11 protein-coding genes are annotated in these 13,988 nt (G+C 59.9%); 8 read left to right on the top strand and 3 right to left on the bottom strand.

What is annotated here, in order from left to right; all coding sequences use genetic code 11:
- The first annotated feature begins 16 nt into the window (after nucleotides 1-16).
- The 3 genes from QZ534_RS08370 (at nucleotide 17) to QZ534_RS08360 (ending at nucleotide 4,227) form a co-directional block, all read left to right on the top strand.
- Nucleotides 17-1,168, top strand: coding sequence for an acyl-CoA dehydrogenase family protein (locus tag QZ534_RS08370; protein ID WP_014576486.1), 1,152 nt, complete (start codon nucleotides 17-19; stop codon nucleotides 1,166-1,168).
- Nucleotides 1,169-1,351: 183 nt separating this feature from the next.
- Nucleotides 1,352-2,533 carry an acetyl-CoA C-acyltransferase gene (locus QZ534_RS08365; RefSeq protein WP_296933597.1) on the top strand — a complete coding sequence of 394 codons (1,182 nt, stop codon included), beginning with the start codon at nucleotides 1,352-1,354 and terminating at the stop codon, nucleotides 2,531-2,533.
- 356 nt (nucleotides 2,534-2,889) lie between these two features.
- Nucleotides 2,890-4,227, top strand: a complete 1,338-nt coding sequence (locus QZ534_RS08360) for a sodium-dependent transporter (RefSeq protein ID WP_296933594.1) — start codon at nucleotides 2,890-2,892, stop codon at nucleotides 4,225-4,227.
- Here QZ534_RS08360 and QZ534_RS08355 read toward each other — a convergent pair.
- Nucleotides 4,214-6,130, bottom strand: coding sequence for a sigma 54-interacting transcriptional regulator (locus QZ534_RS08355; protein WP_296933592.1), 1,917 nt, complete (start codon nucleotides 6,128-6,130; stop codon nucleotides 4,214-4,216). The genes QZ534_RS08360 and QZ534_RS08355 overlap by 14 nt on opposite strands.
- 301 nt (nucleotides 6,131-6,431) lie before the next feature.
- Between QZ534_RS08355 and QZ534_RS08350 the strand changes: the two genes are divergently transcribed.
- The 4 genes from QZ534_RS08350 to cynS are packed head-to-tail and all read left to right on the top strand — an operon-like array spanning nucleotide 6,432 to nucleotide 10,124.
- Complete coding sequence (locus QZ534_RS08350; protein WP_296933590.1) at nucleotides 6,432-7,853, top strand: ABC transporter substrate-binding protein; 1,422 nt, start codon at nucleotides 6,432-6,434, stop codon at nucleotides 7,851-7,853.
- Nucleotides 7,854-7,855: 2 nt separating this feature from the next.
- The gene (gene ntrB, locus QZ534_RS08345) at nucleotides 7,856-8,683 is read left to right on the top strand and encodes a nitrate ABC transporter permease (protein WP_091991999.1); all 828 of its coding nucleotides are present in this window, start codon (nucleotides 7,856-7,858) and stop codon (nucleotides 8,681-8,683) included.
- Nucleotides 8,684-8,738: 55 nt separating this feature from the next.
- Nucleotides 8,739-9,653, top strand: coding sequence for an ABC transporter ATP-binding protein (locus QZ534_RS08340; RefSeq protein ID WP_296933587.1), 915 nt, complete (start codon nucleotides 8,739-8,741; stop codon nucleotides 9,651-9,653).
- Between the two features lie 27 nt (nucleotides 9,654-9,680).
- A complete protein-coding gene (gene cynS / locus QZ534_RS08335; RefSeq protein WP_296933585.1) occupies nucleotides 9,681-10,124 on the top strand; it encodes a cyanase in 444 nt (147 codons plus the stop codon).
- 491 nt (nucleotides 10,125-10,615) lie between these two features.
- Here the strand turns inward: cynS and QZ534_RS08330 are convergent, their stop codons facing one another.
- Nucleotides 10,616-10,894 carry an ACT domain-containing protein gene (locus QZ534_RS08330; protein ID WP_008170585.1) on the bottom strand — a complete coding sequence of 93 codons (279 nt, stop codon included), beginning with the start codon at nucleotides 10,892-10,894 and terminating at the stop codon, nucleotides 10,616-10,618.
- Entirely contained in the window at nucleotides 10,891-12,591 is a 1,701-nt protein-coding gene (gene ilvG, locus QZ534_RS08325; RefSeq protein WP_296933583.1) for an acetolactate synthase 2 catalytic subunit, read from the bottom strand. Before ilvG ends, QZ534_RS08330 begins: the two co-directional genes overlap by 4 nt.
- Nucleotides 12,592-12,902: 311 nt before the next feature.
- Between ilvG and QZ534_RS08320 the strand changes: the two genes are divergently transcribed.
- Nucleotides 12,903-13,985: an efflux RND transporter periplasmic adaptor subunit gene (locus tag QZ534_RS08320; protein ID WP_296933582.1), complete on the top strand. Its 1,083-nt coding sequence runs from the start codon at nucleotides 12,903-12,905 to the stop codon at nucleotides 13,983-13,985.
- The last annotated feature ends 3 nt before the right edge of the window (nucleotides 13,986-13,988 follow it).

The following is a 13,988-nucleotide window of genomic DNA, read 5'->3' as shown; positions in this document are numbered from 1 at the left end:
ACTGCAGGAGACAGTCATGACCGTGTCTGTTGATAAAGAAGAACTGGCGATGTTCCGGGATTCCGTCATCAAGGTCCTGGAAAAAGAAGTAACGCCTCATTACGAAGCCTGGGAAAAGTCCGGACTGGTGCCCCGCGAGCTGTGGAACACCCTGGGCAACGCCGGCATGCTTTGCGTGGATGTACCCGAAGAGTGGGGCGGCATCGGTGCTCCTTTCCAGTTTTCCGTGGTGGTCGGCGAAGAGCTGGCCCGCATGGGATTCGGCGCTCTTTCCACCAACGTAATGGTGCACTCAGACATCGTGGCTCCCTATCTGAGCCACATGGGTAACGAAGAGCAGCGTCAGCAATGGCTGCCCAAACTGGTCTCCGGCGAAGCCGTTGGCGCCATCGCCATGACCGAGCCCGGCGCCGGCAGTGACCTGCAGGCAATCCGCACCAGCGCGGTGAAAGATGGCGATGAGTACATCCTGAACGGCTCCAAGACCTTCATCACCAACGGCCAGCACGCCGACATGGTGATCGTCGCCGCCAAGACTGATCCAAAGGCCGGCGCCCGCGGCATCAGCCTGTTCCTGGTGGATACCTCACTGCCGGGCTTCAGCAAAGGTCGCAACCTCGACAAGATTGGCCAGCACTCCGGGGATACCTCCGAGCTGTTCTTCTCCGATATGAGAATCCCGGCCTCCGCACTCCTCGGTGAAGAGGGGCAGGGTTTCGTGTACCTGATGAAAGAACTGCCCCGGGAACGCCTGGTGATCGGTGCTCTCGGCGTAGCCGCCGCCCGTGGCTCCCTGGACCTGACCATCGCCTACGCCCAGGAGCGGGAACTGTTCGGCCAGAAACTGGCCCAACTGCAAAACACCCGCTTTGAAATCGCGCGCATGGAAACCGACTACCGGGTGAACAAGGCATTCGTGGACCAGTGCATCGACCAGTACGACCTGGGCGAACTGGACGCGCCAACCGCCTCAATGGCCAAGTACAGCGCCACCGAAATGCAGTGCCGCGTGGCGGATGGCTGCCTGCAGCTGTTTGGCGGTTACGGTTACACCACCGAATACCCGATTTCCCGGGCCTTTATCGACGCGCGGGTGCAGCGCATTTATGGCGGCACTTCGGAAGTCATGAAAGAAATCATTGCCCGGTCGGTACTGGGCAAGGCCTGAAAAAGGAAGAGTCTATAGGACTTCCGGAAGGCAACTCGAATGCTCGGGGTCCGAGCAGGGGCGGCCTTTCCGGGACTGACTGCAGCATGGATGCTGCAGTCAAGCGTACATGGACGTATTCACAGCGTGTCCCGGAAAGGCTGCCCCTGATCGGGCCCTGCACAGAATCAGGAGGACAACGAAATGAACAGCAATGATGTGGTAATCGCAGGCTCAGCAAGAACCCCGATGGGCGGCATGATGGGCTCTCTCAGCACCGTGCGCTCCCCGGACCTCGGCGCTATCTCCATCAAAGCGGCCATCGAACGCTCCGGCCTCCAGCCGGCGGATGTTCAGGAAGTCATCATGGGCTGTGTACTGCCCGCCGGCCTGGGCCAGGCCCCCGCGCGCCAGGCCTCCCGCGCCTCCGGCATCCCGGACAGCTCAGGTTGCACCACCATCAACAAGATGTGCGGCTCCGGCATGCAGGCCGTGATCATGGCCCACGACCAGATCAAGGCTGGCACCAACAACATCATGATTGCCGGCGGCATGGAAAACATGAGCCAGGCGCCGTACCTGCTGCCCAAGGCCCGCGGTGGTATGCGCATGGGCCACGGCCAGGTGATGGACAGCATGTTCCTGGACGGCCTGGAAGACGCTTACGAAGGCGGACTGATGGGTGTATTTGCCCAGCGTACCGCGGATAAATACGACATCAGCCGCCAGGCTATGGACGAATTTGCCATCGGTTCCCTGCAGAAATCTCTGGCGGCCATCGAAAACGGCTGGTTCCGTGATGAGATTGTTCAGGTAACCGTATCTGGCCGTGGTGGCGACACCGAGGTCGATACCGACGAGCAGCCGGGTAATGCCAAGCCGGAGAAAATCCCGCACCTGAAACCGGCCTTCGCCAAAGACGGTTCCGTGACCGCGGCCAACTCCAGCTCCATCAGTGACGGTGCCTCCGCACTCGTTCTGGCCTCAGCGGCCGAAGCCGATGCCCGTGGCCTGACACCCCAGGCCCGCATCGTGGCCCACGCCACCCACGCGCGACTGCCGGCAGAGTTCACCCTGGCGCCCATCGGTTCCATCGAGAAGGTGCTGAAGAAAGCCGGCTGGAGCGTGGACGACGTGGACCTTTTCGAAATCAACGAAGCCTTTGCTGTGGTGACCCTGGCGGCCATGAACGAGCTCAAGCTTCCGGCGGAGAAGGTCAACGTTCACGGCGGCGCCTGTGCCCTGGGGCATCCGATCGGTTCTTCCGGTTCGCGGATTATCGTGACCCTGATGAATGCACTGAAGCAGCGTGGGCTGAAGCGTGGTGTGGCTTCGCTGTGTATTGGTGGTGGTGAGGGGACTGCGGTTGCTATTGAGTTGATCTGATAGCTTCTCCTCGTAGCCTGCCTGTTTGGGGGCGGGCTGCGGGGTGGCCGAGATACCCATGAGGAATCGCGAAGTTAATGATCTGTTGATGCGCTTTGTCCCTGTAGGTTGGATTAGCCGAAGGCGTAATCCAACAGATTTTGGCTAATCCAGCCTGCGGATTTTGTCGGATTACGCTTCGCTAATCCGACCTACGAATGAATCCGACCTACGAATGAATCCTTCCTACGACCGCTAATCCGACCTCCTATCTAAACCTTCCCGAATGCCACAGTTGATATCAGTCATGCGACCAACCCCATGATTTGCTAGCCTTCAATGCATTGAAATTCCCCGGCATTGGAGAGAAAACCCCCGTGCGAAAGCGCCACGAATTTATTGAGGAATCCCGAAAACAGTGGAGCTCCGAGCCTGCGTTTGTGGCCTCCATGGCCGCCGCGGCCGTGGGGCTTGGGAACCTGTGGCGGTTTCCGTACATGGTGGGGGAGAACGGCGGTGGCGCTTTTGTGGTGGCGTATCTGCTGGCGCTGATTGTGGTGGTTCTGCCCATCATGATTCTGGAGGTGTCGGCGGGGCGTCTTTCCAAGGGCAGTACGGTTCAGACCTACCGGCAGGTAAACCGCTTTGGCGTGGTGTATGGCTGGTTTGTGGTGCTGATCACCATGGCCATTACCAGCTATTACCTGGTGATTACCGGCTGGACCCTTGGTTATGCGGTGGATGCCGCAACGGATGATCTCCGGGTGTTCGGGGATTTTACCGCCGGGTATAACTCGCTATGGTACTTCTTTGCCGTCACTTTGCTGGGGGCGATTATCCTGGCCAAGGATGTGACAGCCATTGAGCTGATGTCGAAGATTCTGATGCCGGTGTTGATCATTGTGATGGTCGGCCTGGTGATCTTCGCCAGCCGCACACCGGGCTGGGAGCAGACCAAGGATTTCTTTTTTCAGGTGGACTGGAGCCGGCTGGCGGACGGCAAGCTGTGGGCGTTTGCCTTCGGGCAGGCGTTTTACACGCTGGCGATCGGCCAGGGCTACCTGGTGACCTATGGCAGTTTCATTCCCCGGCAGACCCATGTGCCCCGGGCCTGTCTGATTGTTGCCGGTACTGAGACCAGTGTGGCGTTGCTGGCGGGCTGGATGATCTTTCCTTTTGTGTTCAGTCTGGGAATGGAGCCGACCGAAGGCAGTCAGTTAGCGTTTGTGACCATGCCCCGGGTGTTTGAGGATATGGCTGGCGGCTACTGGGTGGGTACGCTGTTTTTCAGCCTGTTTTTCATGGCTGCGTTCAGTTCCAGCCTGGCCGGGCTGAAGGTGATGATTGCCGCGGTGGCGGAGGAGTTCCGGTTGAGCAATGGCAAGGCCGTCAGTCTGGTTACCCTGGTGATGCTGGTGTTGGGCACGGCATCCGCACTGAGTTTCACACCGCTGGAATGGAACATTGCCGGGGAGCCGGTGCTGGATGTGATTGACCGGGTGGCCGGTGGCAATGTGATTATCTTCTCCGGGGTGTTGGGGGCGGCTATGTTCTGCTGGTTTATCCCGCCAGAGAAAATCAGGACTGTGCTGGGTACGGAAAGCCGTTGGTGGGAATGGCGGATGTACCTTGTGGGCCGCTACCTGCCACTGGTGATGCTGCTGTGGATTGCAGTGACCTACGCCCTGAACCAGGTGGGCATTACTCCGGCCTGACCTGGAACTCCCTCGGTTCGATCTTCAGCTTTTTCAGGCGCGAGGTCAGGGTGGTCGGTTTGATGCCCAGCATGGCCGCAGCGCCGTCATCGCCGAAGACCCGGCCGCTGCTCATGGTAAGGGCCCGGGTCAGGTTCTGTTTCTCCAGTTCCCGCAGCTCCTGTTCCGTCATCAATTCGCCGCTGTAATGTCGGGCGGGGGGTGTTTCTAAATTGGTGGTCCGGGCTGCGGATTCCGGCCCCGGCAGGTCCAGATCCAGCCGGCCGTCTGCAGTGATCACCTGTCGCTCGATCACGTTCTCAAGCTCACGTACGTTACCGGGCCAGTGGTAGGCTTTCAGGGTTTCAACGTCACGTTCTTTCAGGGCCAAATGCGGCCGGTTGAACTTCTGGCAGGCCCGGTTCAGAAATTCCTGGGCGAGGATGGGAATATCCTCAAGGCGCCGGCGCAATGGCACAGACTCGATGGGGAAAACGTTCAGACGGAAATAGAGATCTTCCCGGAAGGTTTTCTCCTGAACTTCCGATTTCAGGTCCCGGTTGGTGGCGGCAATGACGCGCACGTCCACGGCCCGAGTATTGTTTTCGCCCACACGCTCGAACTGCTGATCCTGGAGTACCCGGAGCAGTTTGCCCTGAAGTTCCAGCGGGATTTCACCGACTTCGTCCAGGAACAGGGTGCCGCCGTCGGCCAGTTCGAACCGGCCCACACGGTCGCTGACGGCGCCGGTGAAAGCACCCTTGATGTGGCCGAAGAACTCACTCTCGAACAGATCCTTGGGGATGGCGGCACAGTTCACCCGAATCAGGGGGCGATCCCGACGGCTGCTGGACTGGTGGATGGCACGGGCAATCAGCTCCTTGCCAGTGCCGGATTCACCGGTGATCAGCACGTTGGCATCGGTGGGCGCCACCATACCGATCCGGCGCACGATAGCCTTGATAGCATCGCTCTGGCCGAAGATTTCGTGAAAGTGATATTCGGCGCTGAGCTCTTCCTGTAGATAGGCGTTTTCCATTTCCAGCCGGTGTTTGAGGGTCTCCACTTCCTCCAGCGCTTTCTGCAGCTCTTTCTGGGCTTCCTGGCGGGCCGAGATATCCCGGAACACCACCACGGCACCGACCGGATGCCCGTTATCCAGAATCGGCGTGCTGGTGTATTCCACCGGGAAGCCGCTGCCGTCCTTGCGCCAGAACCAGTCTTCGCCCACGCGCTTCACGCTGGCATCGCGGAAGGCGGCGTATATCGGGCAGTCCTTCAATGGATAAAGGCTGCCATCGGCATGGGAGTGGTGCACCACGCGGTGTAGGACCCGACCCATGAGCTCGTCAATTCGCCAACCCAGCATGCGCTCGGCGGCGGGGTTGGCGAAGGTGCCTCGCCCCTCGGCATCCACCCCGTAAATGCCTTCGCCGACCGCATGCAGGATCAGCTGGTTTTCCCGCTCCATGTCCTTGAACAGCTCTTCCACCCGACGCCACTCAAGCAGGCCACCCCGGTGGTAGTGGTTGGCGTCATGGCGCTCCCGAAGAGTGCGAAGCTGGCGCCGGTCGCGGAGCAACAACAGCACATTCTGGGATTCCGCTTCGCCGACCCGGGAAGAGGAAATTTCCAGCTCCACGGTGTGACCGTCCCGGTGCTGGAGGAAGAAGTCCCGGCTCCAGCCGTGGCTGCGAAACAGGATTTCCTCGGTGAACGCAATCAACTGGGGTCGTTGGTCTGTGAACAGGTGAGTGCAGGGGGTTCCCGTCAATGATTGTCGGTCCGTGCCGATCATTCGGCCCATGGCACTGTTGGCCGACAGGATCAGATCCCGGGCGGCGTCCACCAGCAGGGCCGCTTCTGGCAGGTGGTCGATCCAGTTGGCAGTGATTTCAGGGGCAAGGACGGCTTCGGTCTTCATGGCGATTTCCTGGGTTAGTCCCTGCAGGAAGAAACAAACCCTGTGCCAACTACGAAAAATCGCAGTACTGGCTACGAAAAATCGTTAATTACGAAATATCGTAGCCCTCCGTTTTTCAGGCCCACTGTTTTTAGTTTCTTAAAAACAATGAGTTAAAAAAATATCCGCACTTGGCACAAACCCTGCGATACCCATTCCAGAACGCGTAGCCGACCCGGACCGTTTCAGGCGCTGGGCCCGAGCCGCAACTTTGTTGCACCGCAAGAGTGCAGAAATTACCAGTAACCCAGGAGAGTGCCCAATGACCACGAAAAGCCTTGGAAATCCGTTTGACGGTGACAAGTCCCTGATTCACGCGAAGACCTGTGGCTGCCCCGAGTGCAAACCCGGCGACAGCACCCCGTCCATTTCCCTCGATCTCAAGCCCTCCGCCGGCCAGCAGACAGTTGCTGACGAGCATCTGGATTCCGAGGCGATGATGGATCGCGCCATTGAAGGCGCCGTGGTGCGCTCCGTGTTTGGCCACAACGAGCATAGCCGGCGCGCCTTCATGAAAATGATGGGCGCGGGCACCGCGGCTGCCGTTCTGGGCAGCGTGTTCCCGATGGAGAAGGCCAAGGCCGCAGTGAAGGAGTCGCTGGGCAAGCTCGAGAAGACCAAGCTGAACGTTGGTTTTGTGCCGATCACCTGCGCCACGCCTATCATCATGGCCCATCCGATGGGCTTTTATGAGCGTTACGGACTGGATGTGACCGTCACCAAGACCGCAGGTTGGGCGGTAGCCAGGGACAAGTCCCTGGCCGGCGAGTACGACGCCTCACATATGCTTACTCCCATGCCCCTGGCCATGACCATGGGCGCGGGCTCCACGCCGGAGCCGTTCATCATGCCGGCGGTCGAGAACATCAACGGCCAGGCCATCGTGCTGCACGTGGACCACAAGGACAAGCGGGACCCGAAGCAGTGGAAAGGCTTCAAGTTTGGCGTGCCGTTCGAGTACTCCATGCATAACTTCCTGCTGCGCTACTACCTGGCCGAGAACGGTATTGACCCGGACAAAGACGTGCAGATCCGTGTGGTTCCGCCACCCGAGATGGTTGCCAACCTCCGCGCCGGTAACCTCGATGGCTACCTGTCTCCGGACCCGTTCAACCAGCGTGCCGTGTGGGAGAAAGTCGGCTTCATCCACATGCTCACCAAGGACATCTGGGAAGGTCACCCCTGCTGCGCCTTTGCCTGCAGCCAGCAGTTTGCGACCCAGAACCCGAACACCTACGGCGCACTGTTGCGGGCCATCATCGACGCGACCCAGTACTCCAATAACCCGGATAACCGCAAGGAAATCTCCGAAGCCATTGCGCCGAAGAACTACCTGAACCAACCGGTACCGGTCATCCAGCAGGTGCTGACCGGCTACTACGCCGATGGCCTTGGCGAGGTGAAGGACGTGCCGGACCGCATCGATTTCGACCCGTTCCCCTGGCACTCCATGGGTGTTTGGATCCTCACCCAGATGAAGCGCTGGGGTTATATCGAGGGTGATGTGGACTACAAGGGCATTGCCGAGCAGGTCTACCTGGCGAGCGAGACCGGGAAGATCATGGAGGAACTGGGTTATACCGCTCCGGACAGGACCTACAAGACCCACACCATCATGGGCAAAACGTTCGATTCTGATCGTGCCGAAGAGTACGCCCGCAGCTTCGACATCGGGAGGGTGTAACCATGGCTTCCCTGAACGTTCGGGCGGCACTGCTGTCGGTGTCGTTCCTGATCCTGGCCCTGGGGCTCTGGGAAATGGCAACCCAGCCCCCGGAGGCCCAGACCGGGCTCACCGAATACGAGATGCTGATGGGCGGGGCGGAACAGGAATCCCGGGTGCCGCCACCTTCGGCGGTGATCAAGCTGGCGTGGGCGGAGCTGTCCAATCCGTTCTATGACGCCGGCGCCAATGACAAGGGCATTGGCATCCAGCTGGCCTACTCGGTGTACCGGGTGCTCACCGGCTATCTGGCGGCCATGGCCATCGCATTGCCCATTGGCTTTCTGATCGGTATGTCGCCGCTGATGTACAAGGCCCTGAACCCGTACATCCAGGTGCTGCGGCCCATTTCGCCCCTGGCCTGGATGCCCCTGGCCCTGTTCATCATCCAGGATTCCGACGCCTCGGCGATCTTCGTGATCTTCATCTGCTCGATCTGGCCAATGCTTCTGAATACCGCCTTTGGCGTGGCCAACGTGAGGCAGGACTGGGTCAACGTGGCCCGTACCCACGAGCTGAGCCCGATCAAGACAGCGCTGACGGTCATCCTGCCAGCTGCAGCGCCAACGATCCTGACCGGCATGCGCATCTCGATCGGCATCGCCTGGCTGGTCATCGTGGCCGCGGAAATGCTCGTGGGCGGTACCGGCATTGGCTACTACGTGTGGAACGAATGGAACAATCTGGATCTGGCCAGTGTGATCTTCTCCATCCTGATGATCGGGGTGGTGGGCATGCTGCTGGACCTGGCCCTGGGCAAAGCCCAGAAACTGGTGGAATACAAAGAATGAGCGGTCCGGCACCGGTTTCCGGTGCCGGCCTCAACCCTCCGAACGGAGACCTGTTATGAGTAAATCATTCCTGGAAGTAGATGGCCTGTCCAAAGTCTACCCGGACGGCCAGGGCGGCGATCTGACCGTCTTCGAGGACATCCGCTTTGCCCTGGAGAAAGGTGAGTTCGTCTGCATCATCGGCCACTCCGGCTGTGGCAAGTCCACCATCCTGAACGTGCTGGCAGGCCTGGACGAAGCCAGCGCCGGCAACGTGGTGATGAACGGCAAGGAAATCAAAGGCCCCGGCCTTGAGCGCGGCGTGGTGTTCCAGAACTACAGTCTGCTGCCCTGGAAAACCACTCTGAACAACATCGTGTTCGCGGTGAAAGCCCGCTGGCCCAGCTGGTCGAAGGAGAAGGTGAAGGAGCATAGCGAACGCTACCTGAAAATGGTTGGCCTGGAACATGCCCTGAACCGCAAACCGTCCCAGCTATCCGGCGGCATGCGTCAACGGGTGAGTATCGCCCGGGCCTTCGCCACCCAGCCGGAACTGTTGCTGCTCGACGAACCCTTCGGTGCGTTGGATGCCCTGACACGAGGCGTGATTCAGGACGAACTGGTGAAAATCTGGGAAGAAACCCGCCAGACCGTGTTCATGATCACCCACGATGTGGACGAAGCGATCCTGCTCTCCGACCGCATTTTCCTGATGTCCAACGGCCCCAACGCCCGCATCGCCGAAAGCGTGAAAGTGGATATTCCACACCCGCGGGCCCGGGCCACCATCTTCCAGAACCCGGCCTATCACAAAACCCGTGATTACCTGGTGGACTTCCTGGTGAACCGCAGCGGCTCGGCCCTGCCGGAAAAAGACGGCACCCCGAAAATTGCCGAACCCGCCAAAGGCGTGACGCAGTCCACCCCGACGCCTGCGGAGCCTGAGACCCAATCCGAATCTGACACTGCCGCCCGCGCGGTGAATGCCTGACGTAAAAACCCAAGAGAGGAAACAGCCATGATGAACAAAGAACTGATGACCGCCAAAATCCTGGAAGCCAAAGTGTCCAAGGGCATGACCTGGGAAGCCATTGCTGAAGCCATCGGCATGTCGCCGGTGTTCACCACCTCAGCGGCCCTGGGTATGAACAGCCTCACCGAAGACAAGGCCTTCGCCCTGTGCGAAGTCCTCGACCTCGATAAGCCGGTGGCAGAGGCCCTGCAGGTATGCCCCAAGAAAGCCTGGGACGGCGCCGTTCCGCAGGATCCGCTGATCTATCGTCTGTACGAAGTAGTGGGTGTGTACGGCGATACCATGAAAGAACTGATCCATGAAAAATTCGGCGACGGCATCATGAGTGCCATCGATTTCACCATGGACATCGAGAAGGAAGAGAATCCGAAGGGCGACCGTGTCGTGGTCACCATGAACGGGAAATTCCTGCCTTACAAAGCCTGGTAACCATTTTGCCAGAAACTTCGGAGGGGGCCGCCTTTGTAGCCTGTTGGTTGAGGGGCGGGCCTGCGGGGTGGCAGGTGGAGTTTTTCTTGGAAAAAGAACTCGCTTCGCTCAGACACCTTTTTCCGGCGAAAAATCCACCTACCACCCCGCGCCGACGTGCAACACGGGTTCATCGACTTAAAGACATTTTCTTGTAGGTTGGATTAGCCGCAGGCGTAATCCAACAGATTTTGTCGGATTACGCTTCGCTAATCCGACCTACAAACTCCTCATTCCGCATTAAGGTCTTCATCGTTCATTTGGTCTATCGTTGCTGCCCGTCGGTAGGGGGTGGCGGTATTTTTTCTGACAGGGAAAAGGTGTCTGAGCGAAGCGAGTTCTTTTCCCCGAAGAAAAAATACCGCCACCCGCGTACCTGCCCGCCAAACCTCAGGCTGCAGAGGACCCGACCCGCCAAACCTCAGGCTACAAAAAGACCCAACTCCCAAACCTCAGGCCGAACGAGACCGGGCCACAGATCCGGCCGCGAGGGCAACCTCAGCAACCGTATGAAGTTTCTCCAGTTGCGACTGCAACATGGCAATCGGCCGCGTGCCCTCCAGAGTCAGTGCAATATCCAGGTGCTCGCCGGCGGTTTCTACCGCCATGGTGGCGATCCGGAACCCGCGGATGCGGACCACCTGGCAGAGCCGCTCCAGGGCGGCTGCTTCGTGGGTCATTCGGCAGTTGATGGTGTAGCTGGGCGTTGATGGCTGGCTTTGCGGGTTCATGCAACTTGCTCCTTGCTGGCTTTGGCGGTGCGGGCGGTTTCGTCGATCATTTCGCGGTTGCTGGCGCCGGGTTTGACGATGGGCCAGACGTTTTCTTCCCGGCTGATGGCCACGTGCAGCAGCATCGGGCCCTTGTAGGCCAGGATGGTTTCGATGCCCCGGCGAATCTGGTCGGTGCGTTCGATGTGCAGGGCCGGGATGTCGAAGGCCCGGGCCATGGCCACGAAGTCGGGGTTGTCGTCCAGGTTTATCTGGCTTTCCCGGTTGTTGTAGAACAGCTCCTGCTGCTGGCGGACCATGCCCAGGCACTGGTTGTCCATGACGATCAGTTTTACCGGCAGGTTGTAGCGGCGAATGGTGGCCAGCTCCTGCGCGTTCATCATGAACGAGCCATCACCAGTCACATTGATCACCGTGCTGTTGCGATCCGCAAACTGGGCACCGATGGCGGCGGGCATGCCGAAGCCCATGGTGCCCAGGCCGCCGCTGGTGAGGTGGTGGCGCGGGTGGTCGAATTCGTAGTGCTGGGCCACCCACATCTGGTGCTGGCCTACATCGCAGGCGATTACAGTGTCGTCCGGTGCGATCCGGGACAGCTGGCGGATGAAAGCCGGGCCGGTAATCGGGGCCAGGGGCTCTTCGTTGTCGGCGGCGTGGAAGCCGCCGGTGGTGTGCCAGGTGCGGCACTGTTTCTGCCAGTCGCTGATGGCCAGTGGCTCGGCCTGCAATGCATCCGCGAGTGATTTCAGGATGGCGTTCAGCTCACCCCGGATCGCCAGGTCGGCGCCGCGCAGTTTGTTGATCTCGGCAGCGTCGGCATCGATATGGATCAGCTTGGCGTTGGGGGCGAACCCATCCAGTTTACCAGTGGCCCGATCGTCCAGGCGGGCGCCGATTACCAGCAGCAGGTCGCAGTCGTCGACGGCTTTGTTAGCGGCCCGGGAGCCGTGCATGCCCAGCATGCCCAGGTTGTAGGGGTTATGTTTACCCGGGTTGCCGATGCCTTTCAGAGTAACGACCGCTGGCAGTGTAGAGGATTTTGCAAAGGCCCGGAAACTATCCTCGGCGTGAGCCAGGCTGATACCACCGCCGCTGTAGAGCAGGGGCTTGCGGGCAGCCCTCAGCATTTTCAAGGCTTCCGTCAGATCGGTCATCGCCGTTTCGCGGGGCTCGGGCCGAGGGAAGGGCGCATCGGCCACCTCGGTCAGCAACAGATCCTTGGGAATATCAATCCACACCGGGCCGGGACGACCGCTCTGGGCCAGTTCGATGGCCTCTTCCATGATGGCGGGCAGGCTGTCCGCATCATCGATCAGGTAGCTGTGTTTAACAATGCCCAGAGTCATGCCCAACACGTCGGTTTCCTGGAACGCGTCGGTGCCGATCAGCCCCGAGGGAACCTGGCCGGTGATGACCAGCATGGGAATGGAATCCCGGTGGGCATTGGCAACACCGGTGATCAGGTTGGTAGCACCGGGGCCGGACGTGGCAATGCACACGCCCAGTTCGCCGCTGGCCCGGGCATAGCCGTCGGCCGCCAGGGCGCAGCCCTGTTCATGGCGGCACAGCACGTGCTCCACGCCCACATCATCCACCAGCGCGTCGTATAGCGGCATGATGCAGCCGCCCGGATAGCCGAAAACCGTGCTGATGTGGTGGCGGTGGAACGCTTCAAGAATGTGCTGTGCGCCGTTCATGGTCGTTTTTCCCTTTTCTTTTGCCGTAAAAAAAGAAACCCCCGGGACCTTTCGGTGCCGGGGGTTTCTGGTGTCTTGTCAGGTTTGTCGCTATCTCACCCGCTTGTCCACGCAAAAGCCCCCGGACGGTACCACGACCACCAGGACGAGCTTCACAAGGACAATCACTGCGTTGAGATTCATAAAATCGACAGTCTGCTCTGAATTCGTAAAAAGATTCTGTGTAGAATCTACCCCACGTTTTTAGCCGGATGCAACCGTTAATTGCCGGTTTTTTTGTCACCCTTGAATTCAGGAACAGTGAGCATTCAATGACGAAAGCAAAATGGGGTTCTCTTGGACTGTCGCTTCTGATCGTGATCGCACTGGTGGTCTGGATGGCGACCGGCGAGGTGAAGGTGGCCAGTGACGAGGCTCCGGAGCGCCAGGGCGGCGGCGATGGCAAGCTCACCACCGTGCAGGTGGAAACCCTGACCGCGCGGCTTCATGAACCCGGATTGATGCTGCAGGGGCAGCTGGAGCCCTGGAGTTCGGTGATGCTGAGTGCCCAGGTATCTGGTCGGGTGGAATCCCTGGCTGTGAGCCTCGGTGAGCAGGTCCGGCAGGGGCAGACGCTGCTCACGATATCCGATGAGGGTCGGAGCGCCGCGGTTTCTCGCTGGCAGTCCCGGGTCCGGAAGCTGGAGGCGGATCTTGCTGCCGCCCGCCGGCTTCGTGCCAGCAATCTTGCGGCGGAGTCCGAGGTGCTGACACTGGAAAGCGAACTTGCTGCCGCAAATGCCGAGCTGACCAGCGCCCGGCAGGCCATCAGCCACCTCACACCCGAAGCGCCTTTTGATGGCACTATCAACCGCAAATCGGTGGACACCGGCGATCTGGTTCAGGTGGGTTCTCCCCTGTTTCAGCTAGTAAGAGTGGATCGCCTGAAGGCCAGTGCGCAGATTCCCCAGCAATCGGTGGGCGATGTGGCGCCCGGCCAGGCGGTTCGTGTGGATTTGCTGGATGGCAGTCGTCTTTCCGGGGTCGTAACCTTTGTGGCAAGCGCTGCGTCGCCTGAAACCCGCAGCTTTGAGGTGGAAATCGCGGTTGAGAATCCCGATCGCAAGCGGGTGGCCGGTGGCAGCGCAAGCCTGAGGGTGGCATTGCCGGAGGTGAAGGCCATGTTCATCTCGCCGGCCTACCTGTCCCTCGGGGATGATGGTCGCCCGGGTGTGAAGTATGTGAACGGTGAGAACCGTGTCGAGTTCGGTGAAGTGAAACTGCTGAGTGTCTCCACGGAGGGCGCCTGGGTTGCCGGCTTGCCGGATGAAATCCGCCTGATTACCCGGGGAGGCGGTTTCGTGAGCACCGGTGAGCAGGTTGTGCCGGTCGATGCCGCAGAAGACAGGGGCTAGACC

It is taken from the genome of uncultured Marinobacter sp., from assembly GCF_913055835.1.
In the GTDB taxonomy this organism is placed as follows: domain Bacteria; phylum Pseudomonadota; class Gammaproteobacteria; order Pseudomonadales; family Oleiphilaceae; genus Marinobacter.
The sequence above is the reverse complement of the archived record's forward strand: the minus strand, read 5'-3'. Positions and strand labels throughout refer to the sequence as shown.

Excerpts from the sequence above, each read along its gene's own strand:
- QZ534_RS08365 (WP_296933597.1), top strand. The coding sequence starts at position 1,352 with ATGAACAGCAATGATGTGGTAATCGCAGGCTCAGCAAGAACCCCGATG.
- QZ534_RS08370 (WP_014576486.1), top strand. The coding sequence starts at position 17 with ATGACCGTGTCTGTTGATAAAGAAGAACTGGCGATGTTCCGGGATTCC.
- QZ534_RS08320 (WP_296933582.1), top strand. The coding sequence starts at position 12,903 with ATGACGAAAGCAAAATGGGGTTCTCTTGGACTGTCGCTTCTGATCGTG.
- ntrB (WP_091991999.1), top strand. The coding sequence starts at position 7,856 with ATGGCTTCCCTGAACGTTCGGGCGGCACTGCTGTCGGTGTCGTTCCTG.
- QZ534_RS08330 (WP_008170585.1), bottom strand. The coding sequence starts at position 10,894 with ATGAACCCGCAAAGCCAGCCATCAACGCCCAGCTACACCATCAACTGC.
- QZ534_RS08350 (WP_296933590.1), top strand. The coding sequence starts at position 6,432 with ATGACCACGAAAAGCCTTGGAAATCCGTTTGACGGTGACAAGTCCCTG.
- QZ534_RS08355 (WP_296933592.1), bottom strand. The coding sequence starts at position 6,130 with ATGAAGACCGAAGCCGTCCTTGCCCCTGAAATCACTGCCAACTGGATC.
- QZ534_RS08340 (WP_296933587.1), top strand. The coding sequence starts at position 8,739 with ATGAGTAAATCATTCCTGGAAGTAGATGGCCTGTCCAAAGTCTACCCG.
- cynS (WP_296933585.1), top strand. The coding sequence starts at position 9,681 with ATGATGAACAAAGAACTGATGACCGCCAAAATCCTGGAAGCCAAAGTG.
- ilvG (WP_296933583.1), bottom strand. The coding sequence starts at position 12,591 with ATGAACGGCGCACAGCACATTCTTGAAGCGTTCCACCGCCACCACATC.